21 protein-coding genes are annotated in these 21204 nt (G+C 52.7%); 7 read left to right on the forward strand and 14 right to left on the reverse strand.

Annotation, left to right across the window (positions count from 1 at the left end; all coding sequences use genetic code 11):
- Positions 1–37 precede the first annotated feature (37 nt).
- The 6 genes from hemA to alr are packed head-to-tail and all read right to left on the reverse strand — an operon-like array spanning position 38 to position 5180.
- Positions 38–1345, reverse strand: coding sequence for a glutamyl-tRNA reductase (gene hemA / locus LGS26_RS02745; protein ID WP_237889133.1), 1308 nt, complete (start codon positions 1343–1345; stop codon positions 38–40).
- Complete coding sequence (gene ccsB / locus LGS26_RS02750) at positions 1326–2156, reverse strand: c-type cytochrome biogenesis protein CcsB (RefSeq protein WP_237889134.1); 831 nt, start codon at positions 2154–2156, stop codon at positions 1326–1328. The genes hemA and ccsB overlap by 20 nt, the downstream gene beginning before the upstream one ends.
- Before the next feature lie 7 nt (positions 2157–2163).
- Positions 2164–2862 (reverse strand): precorrin-2 dehydrogenase/sirohydrochlorin ferrochelatase family protein, encoded by a 699-nt coding sequence (locus LGS26_RS02755; protein ID WP_237889135.1) that lies wholly within the window; start codon positions 2860–2862, stop codon positions 2164–2166.
- A 59-nt stretch (positions 2863–2921) separates the two neighbouring features.
- Positions 2922–3641, reverse strand: coding sequence for a twin-arginine translocase subunit TatC (tatC, locus tag LGS26_RS02760; protein ID WP_237889136.1), 720 nt, complete (start codon positions 3639–3641; stop codon positions 2922–2924).
- Entirely contained in the window at positions 3631–4050 is a 420-nt protein-coding gene (gene tatB, locus LGS26_RS02765) for a Sec-independent protein translocase protein TatB (RefSeq protein WP_237889137.1), read from the reverse strand. Before tatB ends, tatC begins: the two co-directional genes overlap by 11 nt.
- Positions 4051–4052: 2 nt before the next feature.
- Positions 4053–5180 (reverse strand): alanine racemase, encoded by a 1128-nt coding sequence (gene alr / locus LGS26_RS02770; protein WP_237889138.1) that lies wholly within the window; start codon positions 5178–5180, stop codon positions 4053–4055.
- Between the two features lie 120 nt (positions 5181–5300).
- Here alr and LGS26_RS02775 point away from each other — a divergent pair, with 120 nt between their 5' ends.
- Together LGS26_RS02775 and LGS26_RS02780 are read left to right on the forward strand one after the other, a co-directional pair.
- A complete protein-coding gene (locus tag LGS26_RS02775; protein ID WP_237889139.1) occupies positions 5301–6740 on the forward strand; it encodes an ATP-binding protein in 1440 nt (479 codons plus the stop codon).
- Positions 6740–7564, forward strand: a complete 825-nt coding sequence (locus tag LGS26_RS02780; RefSeq protein ID WP_237889140.1) for a TatD family hydrolase — start codon at positions 6740–6742, stop codon at positions 7562–7564. The genes LGS26_RS02775 and LGS26_RS02780 overlap by 1 nt, the downstream gene beginning before the upstream one ends.
- 36 nt (positions 7565–7600) lie before the next feature.
- Here the strand turns inward: LGS26_RS02780 and LGS26_RS02785 are convergent, their stop codons facing one another.
- From LGS26_RS02785 to xerA, 8 genes are read right to left on the reverse strand one after another with little or no spacing between them, the layout of a single operon-like run.
- On the reverse strand, positions 7601–9163 hold the full coding sequence (locus LGS26_RS02785) for an ASKHA domain-containing protein (protein WP_237889141.1): 1563 nt from the start codon (positions 9161–9163) through the stop codon (positions 7601–7603).
- A 3-nt stretch (positions 9164–9166) separates the two neighbouring features.
- On the reverse strand, positions 9167–10399 hold the full coding sequence (locus LGS26_RS02790; protein WP_237889142.1) for an argininosuccinate synthase: 1233 nt from the start codon (positions 10397–10399) through the stop codon (positions 9167–9169).
- 54 nt (positions 10400–10453) lie between these two features.
- A complete protein-coding gene (argF, locus tag LGS26_RS02795) occupies positions 10454–11419 on the reverse strand; it encodes an ornithine carbamoyltransferase (RefSeq protein WP_237889143.1) in 966 nt (321 codons plus the stop codon).
- A gap of 31 nt (positions 11420–11450) precedes the next feature.
- Positions 11451–12623, reverse strand: coding sequence for an aspartate aminotransferase family protein (locus tag LGS26_RS02800; RefSeq protein WP_237889144.1), 1173 nt, complete (start codon positions 12621–12623; stop codon positions 11451–11453).
- Complete coding sequence (argB, locus tag LGS26_RS02805) at positions 12620–13525, reverse strand: acetylglutamate kinase (RefSeq protein WP_237889145.1); 906 nt, start codon at positions 13523–13525, stop codon at positions 12620–12622. The genes LGS26_RS02800 and argB overlap by 4 nt, the downstream gene beginning before the upstream one ends.
- Positions 13526–13542: 17 nt before the next feature.
- Positions 13543–14868, reverse strand: coding sequence for an ATP-dependent protease ATPase subunit HslU (hslU, locus tag LGS26_RS02810; protein ID WP_237889827.1), 1326 nt, complete (start codon positions 14866–14868; stop codon positions 13543–13545).
- Positions 14869–14898: 30 nt separating this feature from the next.
- Complete coding sequence (gene hslV / locus LGS26_RS02815) at positions 14899–15465, reverse strand: ATP-dependent protease subunit HslV (RefSeq protein WP_330873320.1); 567 nt, start codon at positions 15463–15465, stop codon at positions 14899–14901.
- Positions 15452–16390, reverse strand: a complete 939-nt coding sequence (xerA, locus tag LGS26_RS02820; RefSeq protein WP_237889146.1) for a site-specific tyrosine recombinase/integron integrase — start codon at positions 16388–16390, stop codon at positions 15452–15454. Before xerA ends, hslV begins: the two co-directional genes overlap by 14 nt.
- A 190-nt stretch (positions 16391–16580) precedes the next feature.
- Here xerA and LGS26_RS02825 point away from each other — a divergent pair, with 190 nt between their 5' ends.
- The 5 genes from LGS26_RS02825 (at position 16581) to xerD (ending at position 21195) form a co-directional block, all read left to right on the forward strand.
- Positions 16581–17108, forward strand: coding sequence for a DUF2784 domain-containing protein (locus tag LGS26_RS02825; RefSeq protein WP_330873321.1), 528 nt, complete (start codon positions 16581–16583; stop codon positions 17106–17108).
- 70 nt (positions 17109–17178) lie between these two features.
- Positions 17179–18861 carry a 2-oxoacid:acceptor oxidoreductase subunit alpha gene (locus tag LGS26_RS02830; RefSeq protein WP_237889147.1) on the forward strand — a complete coding sequence of 561 codons (1683 nt, stop codon included), beginning with the start codon at positions 17179–17181 and terminating at the stop codon, positions 18859–18861.
- A 13-nt stretch (positions 18862–18874) separates the two neighbouring features.
- Positions 18875–19729, forward strand: a complete 855-nt coding sequence (locus LGS26_RS02835) for a 2-oxoacid:ferredoxin oxidoreductase subunit beta (protein WP_237889148.1) — start codon at positions 18875–18877, stop codon at positions 19727–19729.
- Between the two features lie 63 nt (positions 19730–19792).
- On the forward strand, positions 19793–20269 hold the full coding sequence (locus tag LGS26_RS02840; RefSeq protein ID WP_237889149.1) for a hypothetical protein: 477 nt from the start codon (positions 19793–19795) through the stop codon (positions 20267–20269).
- Positions 20270–20274: 5 nt separating this feature from the next.
- Positions 20275–21195, forward strand: coding sequence for a site-specific tyrosine recombinase XerD (gene xerD / locus LGS26_RS02845; RefSeq protein ID WP_237889831.1), 921 nt, complete (start codon positions 20275–20277; stop codon positions 21193–21195).
- Positions 21196–21204: the final 9 nt, after the last annotated feature.

Consider the following 21204-nt stretch of genomic DNA (forward strand, 5'->3'; position numbering starts at 1 on the left):
TCGCCTTGGGGCGTCTGGCCTGCCATATTTCCCGGGCTCAATGCCTTTCCTTGCATTCTTCGGTCCCATTCAGGCCGAAAAGACGGCCGGCCGCCTCAACAAGTTCGCTTTTCCCCTCTTTGCACCCCTCCTTTTTGAGACAAATTATAGGATTGAGGAGGATTTTCTGCACGATTGAGGAGGTCAGGACGTCAATCGCCTTTTGCTGTTCAGGTGTTAGTGCGCTTAATACGGAGTGGCTGCGGGCCATCTCGCGGCGGCGTACCTCCTCCGCCTTCTGTTGGATAGCTTGGATCACGGGTACGGCGTCAGTTGACTCAAGCCAAGACATGAACTTGATGACCTCGGCCTCCACCATACGTTCAGCCTTTTTGGCCTCTTTCCCCCGCTCCGCTTTGTTGAATTCAACGATCCCTTTGAGGTCGTCTATGCCGTAAAGATAGACATTTTCAAGTTCATTGACCCCCGGCTCTATATCCCTTGGAACTGCAATATCTATGAGGAACAAGAGGCGGTGCCGCCTGGGACGCATTGCCCTGCGCACTATATCTTTGGTTAAGATAAACCCCGGTGCGCCTGTGGAGCTTATTACTATATCAGTCTCAAGCAGGGCGTCTTCTATCTCCTCAAGGGCAATGGCCAGGCCTTTCAGCCGCTCCGCAAGCTCAACTGCCCTTGAGAGGGTGCGGTTGGCTACGATGAGCCTGGATATCCCATTTGTCATAAGGTGTCTGGCCGCAAGTTCAGCCATCTCGCCTGCGCCTACCAAGAGGGCCTTTTTGCCTTTCAAATCGCCGAATATCTTCTTTGCAAGCTCAACAGCTGCATAACTTATGGAGACCGCACTGTTCGCTATGCCGGTCTCTGTACGGATGAGTTTTGCTACAGAGAATGCCTTGTGGAGTAAACGGTTGAGGATGGCGCCCGATGTCTTTGCATCCACTGCCATGCGATAGGCGTCTTTCATCTGCCCGAGTATCTGTGGTTCGCCGACGACCATTGAATCAAGGCTTGAAGCCACCTTGAACACATGGCGAATCGCCTCTTCCCCCTTGTATATATAGAGCACGGAGTCAAGGAGGGTCTTGTCTATTCCGGTGTTTTTAAGCCAGAGCGCCTTAATTGCGGCCTCTGCATCCTTGGGGGTCTGTGTTGCGGAGATGACCTCCACCCTGTTGCATGTAGACAGAAATACCAGTTCATCAAGCTGAGGGAGCCCTGATAGGAGTTTCAAGGCCGGTGTTTCGCAATTACGAAGCGCCAGACGTTCGCGCACCTCGACACCCGCAGTTTTATGGTTTACACCCATAAGCAATATCTGAGGTCTATTTGAAGCTTGCGGCATAGCTGTGTTCGCTTGGGATAAGGAGATTCACGCCAAGAAAGGTGAAAACAAGGATCGCAAATGCAAGGATCGTCATGATTGCGGCCTTTCTCCCGCGCCAGCCTACTGTAAGTCTTTGATGCAGGAGTGCGGCGTAGAAAAGCCATGTTATCAAAGACCATGTCTCCTTAGGATCCCAGCTCCAATAAGATCCCCAGGCATTTTCAGCCCAAATGGAGCCCGTAATGATGCCAATAGTTAGGAGCAGGAAGCCGACGGCAAGGCAACGGCCTATCATGATGTCAAGGTTTTCGAGGGACGGGAGCCTCCGGAATATCGCACCGAGGCGCCTGTCTTTTATCTGCCTTTCCTGTATGAGATACATGATGGCAAGACAGAATGCCAAGGCGAAGATTGCATAGGCTGCAAGACATATGGCGGCATGAATGGGGAGCCATGCGCTCTGGAGCGCAGGGGGGAGGGACGGAATCTGCCTTTTCTGTATAGAAGATGCAATCATGATCACAAGGGCGAGTGGCGTTACAAACGCCCCGAGCGACTTCACTCTGTTAAGGGACTGCAAGATCAAATACCCGCCGACCATACACCAAGCTACAAAAGAGAGGGACTCGTGCATACTCACAAGCGGGGTATGACCTGCCTCAAACATACGTAACAAGATCGCAAGCCCATGGGCCACAAAGGCCCCGTACAAAAAGAGATTCGCCACCTTCCCGGCGTCTTTGCGGAGGGTTATGATGTTTGCCAGGAAACCTGCTGTAGCCAAAAAATATAAAAACAGCGAGATATTAAAGATAAAATCGTGCATCATTTTCAATCTAAAGGGATTTTGTTGATGGCCTATATCTCCTTACCACCTCTCCGGCCCCTTCTCCATAGTTAGTCACGGCCCAATCTTCTATTTTGTCCCACTCGCCGTTTTTCATCCAAGTTAAGATCTTATTCTCTGCCAGGGATTGACACAAGATTTTTCTCTCCACTGGGTCCTGGCGCGTGGAGAGCAGCCAATCCCTTATCTCGCCGAGCATGGCTGTGTATGTACCGAATATCTGACCTATAGACGCCTCCAGTTCTTCTTTGATGCGTTTTGCAAGGGCCGGGCTGTTCCCTGATGTCGAAACGGCCAGACAAAGGCCGCCGCGCCTTGTCACTGCAGGGACTATGAAACTACAGAGATCGGGTTGATCGACCGTATTACAGAAGATGCCCCTTGTCTCAGCCCCATCGTAGACGGCCTTTTGCGCAGCTGGATCGTCTGTTGCAGCGATGGCCAGCCATGCCCCGTCTAGGTCTTCGGCCAGAAATCCCCGCATTCGCCACTCGATCAAGCCATCTCGTGCCAGGTTTTCAAGTCTTTGCGTTGTCTCAGGGCATACTAGCCTTATGGCGGCATGCGCATCAAGGAGACCCAGCACCTTGCGTTCGGCCACCTTTCCGCCCCCCACTACCACTGCGAGCCGGCCTTTAAGGTTCAAAAAGGCTGGGTAATAGTCGCGGCCGCCAGTTTTTTTATCCATTTTAATAAAATATCAGCGCCGTGCATCAAGGGCAATAGCCGTACATCAGACAAGGCCGTTTATTGCGGCCCATTCTTTTTAGCGGCCGCCAGGATGCCTATCTCAAAGACTCCTATAAGCGGCGCAAGGAGCATGATTTGTGAAAATATGTCCGTAGGTGCGAGCGCCACCGCCAATATATAGAGCGTCAGATAGAATATTTTTCTATGTTTCTTGAAATACCCTCCAGGTACAAGGCCGAGACGGACTGTGAACGCCATCAGAAACGGCATCTCAAAGGTGATTCCGAAGCAGAGCATGGTCTTTAGGACAAAGACCAGATAGTCTTGCAATCTGGGCATGGCCTCAAGACCCTTACTTGCAAAACCCATGGTTATGGACAATACCACAGGCATTATGACCCAGTAGCCGAAGGCGGCTCCAGTTGTAAAAAGTGTCGCAGCCCATCCTGCAAAGACCGTTATGCGGCGTTTCTCGTTCTCGTAAAGCCCTGGGGCCAGAAATGCCCACGCCTGATATGCAAACATCGGGGTAGAGACGATAACTGCTGCCCAGAAGGAGACCTTGAGATAGGTCATGAAACCCTCGGTCAGCGAGGTGAAGACCATGGTGCTACCGGGTGGCAGGGCTTGCCTAATGGGATAGAACAGGGCGGAGACCAGGTAGTCGGATGCCCAATAGCATATAAAGAAGGCCGCTGCAAGCGTGAGGACGCAATAGATTAGTCTGCGCCTCAACTCGGCAAGGTGCGCTCCGAAAGGGATGCGGTCAATCGACATCTGACCTGCTGTCAACCGGCTTGTCGATGCGCCCGTCGGCTGGATCTCTCTGGTGCCCTTCAGCCGATCCTTCATAGTTGTTGTTTTGTATAGGCGCAGGCGTGGACTGGGGATGGTCTCCGGCGCCGCCATTCGGCCCAGAGGGATGAGCCGGTTTCCACTCCGGTCCAGGGCTGGTGGCCGTATTGTCCGATTTTGGTGCCAACACATCCTTCAACATCTCTTTCGGACTCTTTATTTCGTTTAATGCCTCAAGATCCATCTGTGCCTTGAAGTCTTCGGCGGCCTTTTTGAATTCTGCTATAAGGCGGGCGAGTTGCCTTGCAAGCTGCGGCAGCTTTTCGGGGCCTAGGACTATCAACGCAATGATAAATATTATTACGAGTTCCGGGATCCCTATGCCAAACATATTCAGTTCCTCTTGATAAAATGACGCCTGTTCCTCGTGCCGAGCAGGCATAAAAGTTCATAACTGATCGTACCGGCCCATTCAGCCAGTTCTTCAATGGTTATTGCCTCATTCTCTTGCCTCCCCAGCACCACCACCTCCTCGCCTGTCGAGATCCCGTCCATATCTGTCACATCGACCATCATGGATTTCATGCAGATACGTCCCACCACCGGCATGCGCCTACCACGGATAAGGACCTCCGCCTTCCCGGACAGGGCCCTTGGATATCCATCATCATAACCAACAGGTATTACGGCTATCTTGGACGCCCGCTTTGTGACAAAGGCATGACCGTAGCTTATGCCGGAGCCTGCGGGCAGGCGCCTGACCGATATTACCCTGCTTTTGAGATGCATAACAGGCCTTAATATGATGCGCCCCTTGCTTTTTTCGCCGGGATACGCCCCATATAGTGCGAGCCCTGGGCGCACCGCGTTAAATCTGGCCTCTTTAAAATGAATAAGTCCAGCCGAGTTGGCAAGATGTATAATCTCAGGGCGCCAGCCAGCCTGCCTTGCCCCTTTGATCATGTGACAAAAGGCCGCTATCTGATCTTTGTTCATAGGATCGTCCGGTTCATCTGCCGATGAGAAATGGGAATATATCCCTTTCATTTTTATGTGAGGCCAACGTGCGCAGTCCTTTATGGCGCAGAAGAATTCGTTGCGATCAAATCCCATCCTCCCCATGCCGGTATCGACCTTGATGTGAACGGTAGCCTTCTTGCCATGTCTTTTTGCCTCCTGTTCAAGGGAATCTAACATTTGAAAGGAAGTCGCTCCGCAGGTGAGCCCAAGTTCAAGACATCCCGCTTCATCGCCTGGTGCGATCCCAGAGAGCAGAAGTATGGGTGCGGTTATGCCGGCGCTACGGAGTGCGACGGCCTCATTGAGGTCAAAGACCGCAAAACCTGAGACCCCGTCTATCGCAAGCTGTCTGGCCACTTCGACCAGGCCGTGGCCGTAGGCGTCTGACTTTACTACCGCCAAGACCCATGTTTCATGGCCGGCGATCGTCTTCAAGGCGTTAAAATTGTGCGAAAGGGCGCCAAGGTCTATTTCTATGCGGTTAAAGTCTTGATAGGGCATATCATCGAAGCTTGCCTCATAGTAATGGATATTGCAAGCGCAACACTTGCTAAAAAGCTGCAAAAATGTAAATTGGTTGTTTGGAATCTAAATTATACTTAAACGGTCCTATTTGTAATCATGGAAGACATCGGGCGTCAGGGTGCCGCATGGCCTATGGATCATGTCCAGGACGAGGTTGTTGTCTTGTGTAGAAGCCGTATAAAGCTCCTGCTCGATCTTGCACTTAAACTCAATTCCACCTTCTTGAAGGCCAGGGATCTGGACGAGATATTCCAGGCTGTGCTCGTAGGGATCACTGCAGGGGATGGGCTTGGGTTCAATAGGGCCTTTCTCATCCTCTTGAATGAAGACAAGAAACGGCTGGAGGGCAGATTCGCCATCGGACCCGCTGACGCAACCGACGCCAATAGAATATGGTCCGAGTTGTCCCAGAGGCATCTTTCCCTTTTTGAGATACTGGAAGCGGTCAAGGAAGACTTTAGAAACGGTTCGCGCCCCATCAATCAGCTTGTAAAAGAGATACGCGTGCCCCTTTCCGATGCGCAGAACGTCCTAATGATGGCCATGACCGGGCAAAAGGCCGTCAGGATAGGTGAGGATTCAGAAGGGCATGGTGTCTCTGAGATCAGAAAGATTATCAACTCAAGGCAATTCGCTATAGTACCCATAGTTACAGATGAAAAGATGTACGGGGTGATAATTGCAGACAACTTTGTCACCGGGGCGGTGATAACCGACGAAGATATGGACGCCTTACACCTCTTCGCGACACTTGCTTCTATAGCCGTGTGTAAGACAAACATGTGCGAGAGGCTGGAAGGTTGTATCAATCAGCTCAAGAGGCTAAACGACGACGTCGAGCGCAACAAAGACCTCCTGGTCGAGGCGGAGCGGTTAAATGTAATCAGTCGCATGACGGATCAGCTCTATCATGGGATCAAAAATCCGCTTATGACCCTGGGTGGTATGGCGAGGATGCTCAAAAAGAGGCTGAATGATCCTGACCTTGTCGTATACGCGGAGACGATAGTCAGAAACGCCGAGCGGCTGGAGAGGATACTGAGGGACGTCTTTGATCTGTCCCGACCATCAGATGCAGCGGGCCTGAAACTTGAGAAGGTCAAGCTGGGGCAGCTGATCGAGTCGACTTTTTCGCTCTTTAACAGAGATGTTGAAAGGCTTGGCATCAAGGTCAAGCATTACAACGCCGCTCCGGAACTTGAATTGAAACTAGACAAGGAAGGCATGGGGCAGGCCTTTTTGAATATATTTAAAAACTCGATAGACGCCATGCCCGACGGCGGCCTTCTGGCTGTGTCCGTTGCAAGCCGAGACGGGATGGTTGAGATACGTGTCACTGATACGGGTCTCGGAGTGGCAAGGGGACACCTGAGGCAGGTCGGGGAGCCTTTTTTTACAACCAAACCGCAAGGCGCAGGGCTGGGCCTCAGCCTTGCAAAACGCACGATATCGGCCCATGGCGGTACGTTCTCCATAGAAGGTAACAGGTTCAGGGGCGCCACTGTTATTGTAAGGCTCCCTGTGATACAGGATTGATGGATCAAACAAACACCTCTGGTCTCTTGGATCTTATAGACACACATGTTCATCTGGACATACCGCCGCTTTCCAGTGATCCTCAGGGTGTGGTCTTGAGGGCCAGGGAGCATGGGGTTGTCCAGATGATAACCATAGGGGTTGATCTTGACAGTTCCAAGAGGGCTATATCGTTGGCTGGGCGGTTTAGGGGTGTCTTCGCCGCAGTCGGCATTCATCCACATGATGCGGATTCGATGTCCCGTGAGGCGGTCAAGGAACTGGAACGCCTTGCCTCTTTTCAAAAAGTGGTGGCCATTGGGGAGATAGGGCTTGATTTCGCCAAGGGATACTCGCCGCGGGCTAGACAAAGAGACGCCTTTGTAAGACAGATTGACCTTGCGTTGAGGCTTTCCATGCCGGTAATTATCCACGACAGAGACGCACATGACGAAGTCCTTGGCATTCTTGATGGATATAGGGGTCAGGGGCTGAGTGGTGTCATCCACTGTTTTTCCGGGGATGCGGCGGTGGCTGGACATGCTGTCGGGCTCGGGTTTTTTATTTCGGTGACGGGTGTTATCACCTTTCCAAAGACCGACGCCCTCAAGGAGGCGGTAAAATCTATTCCTTTTGAAAGACTTATGGTAGAAACGGACTGCCCATATCTGAGTCCTGCGCCTTTCAGGGGGAAACCGAATGAGCCTGCAAGGGTCGTCTATGTAGTCAAAGAGGTCGCAAGATTAAAGGAGGTCATACTTGAAGAGGCGGCCAGCCGCACAAGCGCCAATGCAAGGGCACTTTTCAATCTGCCGCATCCTCGACAGGAGCGGGATGTGCTGTAGGCTGTGCCTGCCGAATATTTGCAGAAGTGGTTTTGGTCAAATACGTTTCTGTAAAAGGGCCTTGACCGACGGAAATCGTTCCATGTCGGTGTGCGGTAGAAAGAGGGCTGCGGTGAGTTGGTTCATGAAGTCCTCGCGTACATTCATCTCGAGATAGGTGATCTTTTCTCTGATCTTTTCTACCTCCTGTCTGACGGTTCTGCGTCTCAGGACCTCAACCGCACCTTGTCCAGCTGAATTCCCGATGCCCTTATAACGTTCTATCGGGACATCCGGCAACATGCCGATGGCAACGGCATTTTTGGGATCTATGTAATTTCCGAAGGCCCCTGCCACATAGAAGGTGCTGATGTCTTCAAACCCTATGCCTATACTGCTGGCGACTACATTCAAGATGGTGTACATGGCGGCCTTTGAGCGGATCAGGTTCTTTATGTCGCTCTGACTGATGTAAATCGGCCTTCCATGGCCTGTCTCTTTCTCATCTGCAAGTATATAGGCCCATTCCCCGCTTATCTCTTTCATCCTTTCCTCGGCCTTTGTCAAAACCAGTTTACCCGTTCGATCGACAAGGCCGGCCAGGAAGAGGGCGGAGAGCAGGTCTATTATGCCTGAGCCACAGATCCCGATGGGCGGTTTGCCTGCTATGGTCTTATACGACGGTCTAAGGGTCTCCCTGTCGATAAAGACACGCTCTATGGCCCCAGGTCCTGCCATCATGCCGCATGAGAGGACGCCGCCTTCCAGGGCCGGGCCTGCTGCGCCTGAGCAGGCTATAAGCCAGTCCTTGTTTCCCAGCACCACCTCCGCATTGGTGCCGACATCTATGAGCATGGATATCTCATCATGTGTATGCATCCCGGCCGCAGCGATTCCGGCCAGCAGGTCCCCACCGAAATAGCTTCCGATATTTGGAAAGACATAGACCTTCGCACGGTCATGGACCTTTATGCCCAGCTCATCTGCTGAAAATATATCAAAGCCATTTGCCAAGGGCAGATAAGGCGCCTTGCAGATATGACCTGGCTCCAGCCCAAGGAGGAGGTGACACATGGTTGTGTTGCCGGCTATTGCAATGAAGTAGATATGTGCGGCGCAGCCCATTTCGCTGATCGTTGAGTTGAAAAGGCCGATGATTTCTTTTCTGAGGACGGCGAGTCCGTCACCCATGCCTGCAAATATGATGCGGTCAAGGATGTCTTCGCCGTGGCTGCGCTGGGGGTTGGCCATAGACAGTGTCTGGAGCACAATCCCTGAGATCATGTTTACGAGATAGAAGACTACTGTGGTGCTTCCAAGGTCTATAGCCAGGCCCAAAGGAGGACCCACGCCTTCGCCCTTGGGCAGGGTCCGACAGATCTCCCAGCCGCATGGTCCATCTACAGCCACCGCCTCGACATGATACCGGCGCTCCATGAGTAGTCGTCCCAGTCTTTGGAGGGTGAGGAGCGGGATGTGCGGCCTTGCCCCCAAGGTCTGTTCTGCAGCAGACCTGAGTCTGGCTTCATATGATCTGTTATCGCCAGGTGCCGGTTCAGGAAGGTAGAGATCTAGCAACCGCACAGGCGGGTCAAGACCTTTAACCGAGGTTTTTGCCATTTTCTATGTCGATCTGGTCTTTTCCACAAGGGCCCTGATTTTGAGCCTCAGACCTTGGAGTCTTATAAAGCCCTCAGCATCAGCCTGTTTGTAGACATCATCTGCCTCAAATGTGGCGAATTCAGGTAGGTAGAGGCCTTTTTCAGCCTTTCTGCCCGCTACTATACAATTTCCTTTGTAAATCTTAAGCCGCACCGTCCCGGTGACATTCGCTTGAGATTCATCCATTAATTTTTGCATGAGCTCGCGTTCCGGTGAAAACCAGAAACCGTAATATATCAGTTCAGAGTAGCGAGGCACGAGGCTGTCTCGAAGGTGCATGACCTCTCTGTCCATCGTGATCGATTCAATGGCCATATGGGCCGTTCTTAAGATGGCCCCGCCCGGGGTTTCATACACACCCCTTGATTTCATGCCGACGAAGCGGTTTTCGACCAGATCCACCCTGCCGACCCCATTTTGCGCCCCTATTTGATTCAATTTGGAAAATATGGCAAATGGCCCCAATCTCTCCCCATCTATTGCAACGGGTATACCTTTTTCAAAATCGATCTCGATGTATTGCGGTCTATCAGGCGCGTCTTCAGGGGCCTTCGTCCAGACGAACATGTCCTTCGGCGGCTCGGCCCAGGGGTCCTCTAGTATTCCGCCTTCATAGCTTATGTGCAAGAGATTCGCATCCATGCTGTAAGGTCTGGACCTTGTGGCCTGTACCGGGATGCCGTGTCTTTTTGCAAAGTCCATGAGTTTTTGCCTGGAATTGAGGTCCCAGATACGCCATGGGGCGATAATCTTGAGGGCTGGATTCAGCGCCATATAGGTGAGTTCAAAACGCACCTGGTCGTTTCCCTTGCCTGTAGCGCCATGGCTTACCGCGTCTGCCCCGAATTCTTCTGCCACCTTCACCTGCTCCTTGGCTATAAGAGGCCTTGCGATGGATGTGCCAAGCAAATAGCCGCCTTCATAAATGGCGTTCGCTCTGAACATCGGGAACAAGAAGTCCCGGACGAATTCCTCTCTGAGGTCCTTTATGACCACGTCGGAGGCGCCGGTATCGGTCGCCTTTTGGCGCACTAGACCCCAATCTTCTTTCTGGCCGATGTCCGCCGAATAGGCGACCACCGGGCATTCATAGGTTTCCTGGAGCCATTTCAGTATAACCGAGGTGTCAAGGCCGCCTGAGTATGCGAGCACGATCTTTTCCGTCTTTCGATTTTTTTTAGTATCTCTAGCCATTTCATATTCCTTTTCAATCGCCTCTTATCCATTTCAAGCCGGCGATCCCTGTTTTCAATGAGAGGGGATGGGATGCAGCCCTATCGCCCATTCAAGTATAGCCATATGTATATGCATTTTGTTTTCGGCCTGATCCCACACGACAGACTGTGGCCCTTCCAGTACATCTTCTGTTATCTCCTCCCCTCTGTGGGCGGGGAGGCAGTGAAGTACTATTGCATCTTTTTTTGCCAGACCTAGAAGCCCTGCATTGATCTGATAAGGGGCGAAGGCGCCTCTCCTCCTCTCCGCCTCTCCTTCTTGCCCCATACTGGCCCAGACGTCCGTGTTTATCACATCGGCGTCTTTTACCGCCTCTTCCGGGTCGTGTGTCAGCTTGATGGTTGATTTGGCGTCTTTCAACGCCTCATTAAGTATGCCTTGATCAGGCCAGTAATCGGTTGGACAGGCCAGGATGAGCTCAAAGCCAAGGCGGGATGCGGCTTCGATCCAGGAGTTGGCCATGTTGTTGCCGTCTCCGACCCAGGCGATCTTGAGTCCTTTGAGGCCTACACCCTTTTTCTCTATTATTGTCATTAAGTCGGACAGTATTTGGCATGGGTGATGCTGGTCGGTTAGGCCGTTTATTACTGGTATGCCAGACCACTCGGCCAGCTCGTTTACTATCTCCTGTCCGAAGGTCCGCACCACAAGGCAGTCGAGGTATCTGGAGAGGACCCTTGCGGTATCTTTAAGCGGTTCGCCTCGCCTCAGCTGGAGGTCGCGCGCCGGCATGAAGCTCACGTTACCACCCAGGTTGAACATGGCGACCTCAAAGGATATCCTGGTTCTTGTGGAAGGTTTTTCAAACAGGAGCCCCAAGGTCTTGCCTATGGCTGGCCTATGGTCAGATGCAAGCCCTGCCTTTTTGCGCCGTTTCAATTCCGTAGCACGGTTTATGATGCCCAAGAGTTCATCTGACCCTAAGTCAAATACCCTGAGATAGTGTCTGGCCTTTTTGAATTCGTTTGTTTTTTTCATGATATCAATCCTGATTGTTTATTCTGATCGTTTATAATGCGGCGATCCGTCCCTTGAGGCAATCCAAGAGGGCGTCCACCTCGGTTGTTTCAACTATAAGGGGGGGCACAAGCCTGAGGGTATCGCCGTGGCTGAGGATGGTCAGGAATCCATCTTCAAGGAGTTTAAGGCTTAAATCCGGGGCAGGTGCTGCGAATTCAACGGCCTGTATGAGGCCCCTTCCCCTTGTCTCCCTGATTTTATCCGGATAGGCCACCTTGAGCCTGTTCAGTCCATCCGCCATGTACGCCCCGGTCTTTCGTACCTTTTCAAGGAATCCAGTTTCGGTCATTACATCGAGCACGGCGGCGGCAGCCGCACACGAAACTGGATTTCCGCCAAAGGTCGATGCATGGCTGCCCGGCGGCAGATGAGTCATCACCTCTTTTTTGGCAAGCATAGCCCCGATCGGGAGCCCACCTCCAAGCGCCTTTGCGAGACACAGCACATCTGGCGTGACATCTGTCTGTTCATAGGCGAAGAGGGTTCCGGTGCGCCCGAGTCCGACTTGTACCTCATCGAATATCAAAAGTGCCTGGTGTTCGTCGCAGAGTCTCCTGGCCTCTTTCAAAAATTCATCACTGATCGGTCTTACACCAGCCTCGCCCTGAATGGGCTCGATAAGGATGGCGGCGGTCCTCGTGCCTGCCGCAAGCCTCAGCGCCTTGATATTGTCAGGCGGAACGTGCAGGAAACCGTTCGGTAATGGCTCGAAGCCCCTCTGATAAACGGGCTGGCCCGTGGCTGCAACGGCGGCAAGGGTGCGGCCGTGAAAGGCCCCTTCGAGACAGATGATCTCATAACAATCCGACCCTTTGATGTCATGACCCCTGTGGCGGGCAAGCTTTATCGCGGCCTCGATCGCCTCCGCTCCAGAATTGCAGAAAAACACCTGTTCAGCAAACGAGCGGCTGGTTAAGCGTTTGGCAAGTTCTATCTGAGGTCTGGTCCAGTAGAGGTTTGAGACATGCATCAACGCCTCAAGTTGGGCCTTTGCGGCCTCTACCACCCTTGGATGGCAGTGGCCAAGGCTTGATACCGCGATGCCTGCGGCAAAGTCCAGATATTCGCGCCCGGCATCGTCCCAGACCCTGCACCCAAGGCCCTTTACCAGTGTCACCGGGAAGCGGTTGTATGTGTTGGCGATAGCTGTCTCGCAGGTCATTTTGGTATTATCTCCGTTCCCACGCCATGGTCTGTAAAGAGTTCTAAAAGTGTTGTATGGGCGATCCGTCCGTCGACGATATGGGCCTTTTCCACACCCCTCTCAAGCGCCTTGAGGCATGCCTTGAGTTTTGGGATCATCCCGCCTGTTGCAGTACCGTTGAGGATGGCATTTTCGACATCGGCCGCTGTCATGGAGGTAACGAGCTCCTTTGTTTCAATCCCGTTTCCGCCTTTTTTGGTCTCCATAAAACCGGGTACGTCCGTAAGGAGGATAAGCCTTTTTGCACCAAGTTCACCTGCTATGGCCCCGGCTACGAGATCTGCATTTATGTTGTATGCCTCGCCGTCAGGTCCTACACCCACAGGGGCGACGACCGGGATAAAGCCGGCGTCCTCGAGGGTCTTCAAGACCGTTGCGTCCACCCTGGCGACCTTGCCGACCCGTCCGATATCAATGATTTCAGGGGGTCTTTCATCGCCGGTGTATTTGTATATCTTCATTTGTTCGGCCTGGATAAGGTCACCGTCCCTGCCTGATAGTCCGACGGCCCTGCCGCCGTGACGGTTTATTAGGCCCACGATTTCCTTGTTGACTGTGCCCACGAGCACCATCTCCACTACGCTCATGGTCTCCGCATCCGTTACCCGCTGTCCTTCTACGAATGCTGGCCTAATCCCCATGCGTTCCATGGTGCGGCTTATCTGGGGACCGCCGCCATGCACTATTACTGGCCTTATACCAACATATTTCATGAGGATTACATCAAGAACGAATTTCTCTTTTAGGGTCTTGTCCGCCATCGCATGGCCGCCGTATTTTATGACCACACTCTTTCCTGCGAACCGTCTGATATATGGCAGGGCCTCTGTAAGGACCTCGGCCTTCAGTTGGGCATCCAATTGTCATCCACCCCCTTTTACAGGATGAATCTGCTCAGATCTTCATCTTTTACTATGTCTTTGAGCCTTTCCTGTACATATGAAGCAGTGATCCTGATCTCTTGTGGTGCGACATCAGGGGCCTCAAAAGAGATCTCCTCCACCAGCTTCTCCATCACTGTATGCAACCTTCTGGCACCGATGTTTTCCGTGCGTTCATTTACAACAAATGCTATGTGCGCTATCTCCTCTATAGCATCCGGCTCAAATACAAGCTTTACGCCCTCTGTGGCGAGCAAGGCCTCGTACTGCGTTACAAGGGCGTTTTCAGGCTCTGTGAGTATGCGCCTGAAGTCTTCCTGGGTAAGCGGGTTCAGTTCGACCCGAATCGGGAACCTGCCCTGGAGCTCGGGCAACAGGTCAGATGGTTTTGCTAGATGAAATGCCCCGCTTGCTATAAAAAGGATATGGTCAGTGCGGACTATGCCGTATTTGGTGTGGACGGACGTACCTTCTACTATCGGCAGGAGATCGCGTTGCACCCCTTCCCTCGAGACGTCAGGGCCGCTTCCCCCACCCTTTGATGCGACCTTGTCTATCTCGTCCAAAAATATTATGCCTGCACTTTCGACCCTAGCTATAGCCATCTCCGTTACCTTGTCCATGTCTATCAGTTTTGCCGCTGACTCCTGTGCCAGTATCTTCTTGGCCTCTGAAACCTTCACCTGTCGGCGTTTCCGTTTACCTGGAAAGATGTTGGAGAGCATATCCTGGAGGCCACCCTGGAGCTCTTCCATGCCAGTTGCGGCCAAGACCTCGATCATGGGTGGTTGGGGGTGTGCAGTTATTTCGAGCTCCACGAACCTGTCATCCAGTTTGCCTTCACGGAGCATTTGCCTGAAACGTTCCCTGGTGGCGTTTTGGGAGGCCTCGTCTTCCACTTGGTGTCTTGTAGGAAGTAGTAGATCCAAAAGCCTTTCTTCTGCCAGGCCCTGGGCCTTTTCTTCCACCTTTTCACGTTCTTCAGACTTGACCATGTCAACCGCAAGATGCGTCAGGTCCCTGATCATGGACTCGACATCGCGTCCCACATAGCCCACTTCCGTAAACTTAGTGGCCTCCACCTTCAAGAAAGGGGAATTGGCAAGACGTGCAAGCCTTCTGGCTATCTCGGTCTTTCCGACGCCAGTTGGACCTATCATGATGATATTCTTAGGTGCGATCTCATCCCTCAATTCTGGTGCGACCTGTTGTCTCCTCCAGCGGTTCCTGAGCGCTATAGCCACAGAACGCTTGGCCTGGTCCTGCCCTACTATGTATTTGTCAAGTTCAGCCACTATCTCTTTGGGCGTCAATGGTCTTATATCTTTAAACGGCACAGCTATTCTCCATGTCTATAGATTTTCGACCGTTATTTGGTCGTTTGTGTAGATACAAATAGACGAGGCTATTTTAAGCGCCTGCTCAGCGATTTCCCTTGAAGCAAGGCCGCTGTGCAGGACAAGTGCCCGTGCGGCTGCAAGGGCGTAAGGTCCGCCGGAGCCTATGGCTATTATGCCATCGTCAGGTTCTATCACGTCGCCCGATCCGGAGATGAGAAACGAGTGTCCACTGTCCGCGGCGATAAGCATGGCCTCAAGGCGCCTGAGCAGTTTGTCTGTGCGCCAATCCTTTGCGAGCTCGACCGCCGAACGTACCAGATTTCCTTTATATTGTTCAAGTTTTTGTTCAAGCCTTGAAAAAAGCGTGAATGCATCGGCGGTCGCCCCTGCAAAACCTGTTATCACACTGTCATGATAGAGCCTCCTTATCTTTTTTGCACTGTGTTTTATGACGGTCGCACCGAGCGTAACCTGCCCATCTCCGGCCATTACGACCTCGCCTTTATGTCTGACACAGATCACAGTGGTGCCCCTGATAAGTCGATCCTTCAAATCCGGCTTCATGTCATGCATCTTCATTATTTCTCCCTTGGCTTTCAGGCTTATGGAGCATCTTAAGGACGGCCCTGGGGTGGGCTTTTTGATAGAGCTCAGTAAGTCTTGCTATGTCAAGATGTGTATAGCGTTCGGTTGTGGCAAGGCTTGCATGGCCCAGCATCTCCTGTATGGCGCGGAGGTCCGCTCCTTGTTCCAGGAGATGGGTGGCCATGGAGTGGCGGAAAGTGTGTGGTGTAGCCTTGGTGTCGATCCCTGACTCGAGACGCCTTTGTTCAACAAGCCTTTCGATGCTCCTTGGTGTAAGGCGGGTGCCTCTTTGGCTTATGAAAAGGGCCTCGTTGTCCAGCTTGAGCCTTTGAAGGACGGAAAGCCGTGCAGGGAGGTACGCCCTCAAGGCCTCGGCCGCCTTTTCTCCGAACGGCACGATGCGTTCTTTGTTCCCTTTGCCCCTGACGCGGACCATTTCCGGAGAAAGAGATATATGTCCCATATCAAGGCTACACAACTCGCCCACCCTCAAACCAGCACTGTAGAGGAGTTCAAGGATGGCCTGATCCCTTAAGGCCTTGAATCCGTCCCTCTTTCCTGTTTCAATCAATCTGAAGGCCTCTTCTATGGAAAGATACGCTGGAAGCGCTCCGTCCGGTTTTATAGAGCGAAGGGCGCTCATCGGATTCCTTGCAACAAGCCCTTCACGCACAAGGAATCTGAAGAGGCTCCTCAGGGCCGCAAGTTTCCTTGCAACGGTGGACCTGCCGGCCCCTTTTTTGATGAGTGCACCGAGCCATGCCCTTGCCTCTCGGCTTGTCGCCGTACGGATGTCTCTGTCCTGGCCGAGCATGCCGACAAATTCAGAAAGGTCTCTTGAATAGGCCTTTATGGTGTTTGCGGATGCATTCCGCTCCGCGCTCAAAAAGTCAAGAAATGCCTGGATACAAGGCTGCATAGGTCGATTCCAAGTTTGGACGGTTATACAAAGTGAAGTATTTTGTATAACACAACATGTCCGGAATTCAAGAAGAAACAGGGTGCCCTAATTGGCCGACGGCGGTTGCCAATAATCACCTTCTCCCTTGATGTAAGATGGCCGAAGGAGGACATTATGACAAAATACAACTTTTTTAGGCTGTTTCGGTATGTATGGGCGGCATAGGGTTGCGTCTGCGTCGGTGATGCCAGGTGGTCCTGCGGTTGACACCGATTCCCTTTCTGATATCTTGATGCCAGAGATCTGGGCAGGGTTAAGGTCTTTGAAGCAACGTCTTGCAGCAAAAAAGGGGGTGTTTCTGGGCTATCTTATTTGTGCGGACGTGCTGGTGTTTTTTCACCTGGCGTTTGTCGCCTTTGTGGTGGCTGGCGGTTTTTTGGCCCTAAGGTGGCGCTGGATCATGTGCCTGCATATACCTGCTGCTGTATGGGGCGCACTGGTTGAGTTTAACGGGTGGCTATGTCCACTTACCCCTTTGGAACAAAAGCTCAGATTGGCCGGCGGACAGGTTGGATACACCGGCGATTTTGTCGGGCACTACATCCTGCCATTACTATATCCGGCAGGTCTTACGCGCAGGACCCAGACAGACCTCGGCTTGCTGGTTGTAGCGATAAACATCCTGATATATGGTTGGATGGCAGTCCGATCTGTATCTGGGAGACGGAGGTCATGAGAGACCCTTTTTGGTGTTTCAGGGTCGGTCTGAAGTGAGATACTTCCAAAGACTAAATAAGAGGGGCGTTATGTCGTTTGATGAATTCAATATCCTCATTGGGGGAGAGGCTGGGCAGGGGCTCGTAACTATCGGTGAGCTCTTAAGCAGGGCGATGGTAAGGAGCGGCTGCTATATCCTTGTAACCCAGGGCTATCAATCGAGGATCAGGGGTGGACATAATACGTTTTCCATCAGGGCGGGGGCTGATTTGCCGCTTGCTCCGCAAGATGAACTTGATGTACTCGTTGCCCTAGACCCCGAGACCTTGGATCTCCACAGGAAGGATTTAAAGAAAGACGGGCTGATCATCGCGAGCGGATCCGTCGGCGTTGATGCAGATGGTGCGGTCTTGGTCCCACGCGATATGGTGCTGTCGGGATTTGAAAATACAGCAGTCCTAGGGGTCTTAGCTTTCTTGATCGGCATTGAAAGTGCCCTGTTCGAGGGGCTTATCCGCGATACCCTGGGCAAGAAACATCCAGAGGCCCTGGATGAAAACCTTGCGGCATTCAAAAAGGCATATGAATGGGCCAAGACCAACACCTCTAGGCGGATGGATGTTTCAAAGACGTGCAAAACGGACCGCTCAGGCCGCAGCGTCATGCTGAACGGCAATCAGGCCATAGCCCTAGGGGCTATGAGCGCTGGGGCGAAGTTCTGCGCCTTCTATCCCATGACACCGTCCACATCCGTCCCTCTTACACTCATAGCCAATGCAGATGCTATGGACCTTGTTGTGGAGCAGGCCGAAGACGAGATAGCTGCAATCAACATGGCCATAGGGGCCTCCTTTTGTGGCGCGCCCAGCATGGTTGCGACCTCGGGAGGGGGCTTTGCCCTGATGACAGAGGGTATAAGCCTTGCAGGCATGACAGAGACCCCTGTTGTGATAGTGGTTGCCCAGCGTCCAGGGCCGGCTACAGGCCTTCCGACCAGGACGGAACAGGCCGACCTCGAGTTTGTACTCCATGCCGGCCACGGCGAGTTTGCAAGGGCGATCTTTGCCCCAGGGTCTATAGAGGCATGTTTTCACCTGACTCACAGGGCATTTCACCTTGCAGAGGCGTCGCAGGGGCCGGTGTTCATCTTGACCGACCAGTTTCTTGCCGATTCCTATAGGGCGGTTGAACCATTTAATCTGGAGGGGCTTGCGCCGGTAAGGGCCGGCGCAAGGGTATCCGACATAGAGGCGCCTTATAGGAGATATCTCATTACAGAGAGCGGCGTTTCGCCTAGGCTGCTTCCAGGGTTCAGCCGGCATCTTGTCGTCGCCGACAGCGACGAACACACTGAAGATGGGCATCTTACTGAGGACCTTTCAGTTAGGGAGGCAATGGTGAAAAAGAGGTTTAGGAAATGGACCGTCGTCTTGAAAGAGGTCGAACCGCCTGAATATCATGGTCCAGAGGCGCCCGAGACGATCCTTTTAACATGGGGTTCCTCAAGGGGCGCTGGTCTTGAGGCAGGCAAGAGACTGAGACAAGGTGGCGAATCCGTTGGGAACCTCCACTTCGACCAGGTTTGGCCTTTGGCGCAGGACCAGTTCCTCGGACGATTGAGTTCGGCCAAGAGGGTAGTCTCCATCGAGGGCAATGCCACAGGTCAGTTCGCCCGACTCATCAGGCGCGAGACAGGCTTTGATATCAAAGACCGTGTGCTTCGCTACGACGGATTGCCGTTTACGGCGGATTACATACTTGAACGCCTTTAATGGGGGCATTTCCATGGTTGATATAAAGGATTTCGGGGAATATGAGACCGCCTGGTGTCCAGGATGCGGAAATTTCGGCATACTCGATGCGCTCAAAAAGGCCCTTGTTGCCTGTGGACTCGGCCCCCACGAGGTCTTAATAGTCTCAGGCATAGGGCAGGCGGCGAAGATACCTCACTATCTGAACGTGAATGTGTTTAACGGCCTTCACGGCAGGGCTGTCCCCGTTGCAACAGGGGCCAAGCTTGCACACCCTGGGCTTACCGTGATAGCGGAGAGCGGAGACGGTTGCATGTACGGCGAGGGCGGCAATCACTTCATCTCCGCCATCCGTAGAAATATTGATATAACGATGATAGTCCATAATAATCAGGTCTATGGGCTTACCAAGGGCCAGGCAAGCCCCACCTCTGACGAGGGTTTTGTGACCAAGGCCCAGCCGCACGGCGTGTATTCATCGCCGTTCAATCCACTAGCGGTTGCAGTCGCCCTTGATGCAGGCTTTGTGGCGAGGGGCTATGCGGGCATGAAGGAACATCTTACCGATCTCATTGTCAGGGCCATAAGGCACAGGGGATTTTCGTTGGTGGATATCCTCCAGCCTTGTGTGTCGTTTAATAAGGTAAACACCTATGCATGGTATAAGGAGCGCTGTCGGGAACTGCCTATTGGCTACGACCCAACGGACAGGGAGCTTGCATTTAGGACTGCACTCCTTTTCGGGGGGCGTATCCCGCTTGGCGTCATCTACGAAAAGACCGGGAGGCCCGTGTTTGAAGACCGTTTTACGGCGCTTAAAAACGGGCCTCTTGCCGTTCAAAAGACCGATTTTGATGCGTTAAGGGCCATAATCGCAGACCTTGCCTGAAATTAGACAAGGAATGCCAGGGCGGCCGATTTTTCTTTGAGGGTTGAGGGGCAAGATCAAGAGATGTCTGAGAGAAAAAGGAGTTGGAGAGAGATAGACCGAATAAAAGACAGAGGGGACGTATCAGACAAAAGGGACGAGCGAAGTAGCCTTGAAAGGGCGCTGGAAGATCCCAGGCTTAAGGAGAGATATCTCAAAGAGGCCAATAGGCTTTTTATGGGGGCTAAAGGTGGTGCTGGACATTCAAAGGACTTAAGGGCTATACATGAGACATATGGGACCGCAAAGTTTGAGGCTGCGGTAAGGCGTTATCTGGAACGTTACGGCCTACCCGATGATTGGGCGACCTTAATGCTTTTTCTGGACTTTAAGAGTGAGCCGCGTGTGGTCATTGAGGCGATCGATGCGCTTGTCAGGCTTTCTCGTGGGAAGGGGCTTCTTGAGAGGCAGGGTTTGAAAAGCAAGCTCAAGGTCTTAAGTCTGAACGCAAGGGACCTTGAGATAAGGGATGCCGCGTGGGCCGGGGTGGGCGAATTGTGATATCCATGTCAGGCACTGGATCGGCTCATCTTTTGTCGTGGACCACCCTGTTAGACGATTTTTTGGCACACCTTACAGTGGAGCGTGGGGCCTCGGTCAAGACGCTTGAGGCATATAGCAGGGATATCCTCGATTTTATTGACGGACTAGGCGGAGATAAGGCCTGTGGTCCAGGCGCTGTCTCGTCTTCCGACGTCTTGGTCTGGCTGAAGACCCAGAGAAACAGAGGTTTTTCGCCAAGGACCCTGGCCAGAAGGCTGTCGGCCCTCCGCTCTTTTTTTAGATTCTTGTCCGAGGGGTATGGCGTTGACCCGACGCCGCTTACGGTCATTAACAATCCAAGGATCGGGTTGAGCCTGCCGGATCAGCTGTCGATCCCGGAGGTGAATGCGCTTTTGGAGGCCCCTGATTGCCTTAAACCCATCGGTCTTCGGGACAAGGCCTTGCTCGAGGTCTCATATGCCTGTGGCCTTCGGGCCTCCGAGGCCGTGACGCTGAGACTGGATCAGATAGACCGTAAGCTTAGTTATATAAGGGTCTCTGGCAAGGGTGAAAAGGAGAGGGTCGTACCCATTGGCGAGACGGCTGTTTACTGGCTGGATCGTTATTTGAAGGAGGCGAGGCCGTGCATGCTCGGCAAGGCGGCGAGCTTCTATGTCTTCACCGGCAGGGATGGAAGACCCCTCACAAGACAGAGATTTTGGCAGATATTGAAGACCTATGCGGCCATGAAAGGGATCAGGCATAGAATCTCCCCGCATACCCTCCGTCATTCCTTCGCCACCCATCTTCTGGAGCGCGGGGCAGATCTTAGGGCTGTCCAGATGCTTTTGGGGCATTCGAGCATAACCACCACGCAGATTTACACCCATCTTGATCTCAAGCGCCTGAGAGAGGTGCATCGGAAGTTCCATCCTAGAGGCTGATTACAGGTG

Origin of the sequence: Dissulfurimicrobium hydrothermale, assembly GCF_022026155.1 — a bacterium.
GTDB lineage: Bacteria > Desulfobacterota > Dissulfuribacteria > Dissulfuribacterales > Sh68 > Dissulfurimicrobium > Dissulfurimicrobium hydrothermale.

Bases quoted from the DNA above. Each gene is read 5' to 3' on its own strand.
- hemA (WP_237889133.1), bottom strand. From the start codon at position 1,345: ATGCCGCAAGCTTCAAATAGACCTCAGATATTGCTTATGGGTGTAAAC.
- ccsB (WP_237889134.1), bottom strand. From the start codon at position 2,156: ATGATGCACGATTTTATCTTTAATATCTCGCTGTTTTTATATTTTTTG.
- LGS26_RS02755 (WP_237889135.1), bottom strand. From the start codon at position 2,862: ATGGATAAAAAAACTGGCGGCCGCGACTATTACCCAGCCTTTTTGAAC.
- tatC (WP_237889136.1), bottom strand. From the start codon at position 3,641: ATGTCGATTGACCGCATCCCTTTCGGAGCGCACCTTGCCGAGTTGAGG.
- tatB (WP_237889137.1), bottom strand. From the start codon at position 4,050: ATGTTTGGCATAGGGATCCCGGAACTCGTAATAATATTTATCATTGCG.
- alr (WP_237889138.1), bottom strand. From the start codon at position 5,180: ATGCCCTATCAAGACTTTAACCGCATAGAAATAGACCTTGGCGCCCTT.
- LGS26_RS02775 (WP_237889139.1), top strand. From the start codon at position 5,301: ATGGAAGACATCGGGCGTCAGGGTGCCGCATGGCCTATGGATCATGTC.
- LGS26_RS02780 (WP_237889140.1), top strand. From the start codon at position 6,740: ATGGATCAAACAAACACCTCTGGTCTCTTGGATCTTATAGACACACAT.
- LGS26_RS02785 (WP_237889141.1), bottom strand. From the start codon at position 9,163: ATGGCAAAAACCTCGGTTAAAGGTCTTGACCCGCCTGTGCGGTTGCTA.
- LGS26_RS02790 (WP_237889142.1), bottom strand. From the start codon at position 10,399: ATGGCTAGAGATACTAAAAAAAATCGAAAGACGGAAAAGATCGTGCTC.
- argF (WP_237889143.1), bottom strand. From the start codon at position 11,419: ATGAAAAAAACAAACGAATTCAAAAAGGCCAGACACTATCTCAGGGTA.
- LGS26_RS02800 (WP_237889144.1), bottom strand. From the start codon at position 12,623: ATGACCTGCGAGACAGCTATCGCCAACACATACAACCGCTTCCCGGTG.
- hslV (WP_330873320.1), bottom strand. From the start codon at position 15,465: ATGAAGATGCATGACATGAAGCCGGATTTGAAGGATCGACTTATCAGG.
- xerA (WP_237889146.1), bottom strand. From the start codon at position 16,390: ATGCAGCCTTGTATCCAGGCATTTCTTGACTTTTTGAGCGCGGAGCGG.
- LGS26_RS02825 (WP_330873321.1), top strand. From the start codon at position 16,581: ATGTATGGGCGGCATAGGGTTGCGTCTGCGTCGGTGATGCCAGGTGGT.
- LGS26_RS02830 (WP_237889147.1), top strand. From the start codon at position 17,179: ATGTCGTTTGATGAATTCAATATCCTCATTGGGGGAGAGGCTGGGCAG.
- LGS26_RS02835 (WP_237889148.1), top strand. From the start codon at position 18,875: ATGGTTGATATAAAGGATTTCGGGGAATATGAGACCGCCTGGTGTCCA.
- LGS26_RS02840 (WP_237889149.1), top strand. From the start codon at position 19,793: ATGTCTGAGAGAAAAAGGAGTTGGAGAGAGATAGACCGAATAAAAGAC.
- xerD (WP_237889831.1), top strand. From the start codon at position 20,275: ATGTCAGGCACTGGATCGGCTCATCTTTTGTCGTGGACCACCCTGTTA.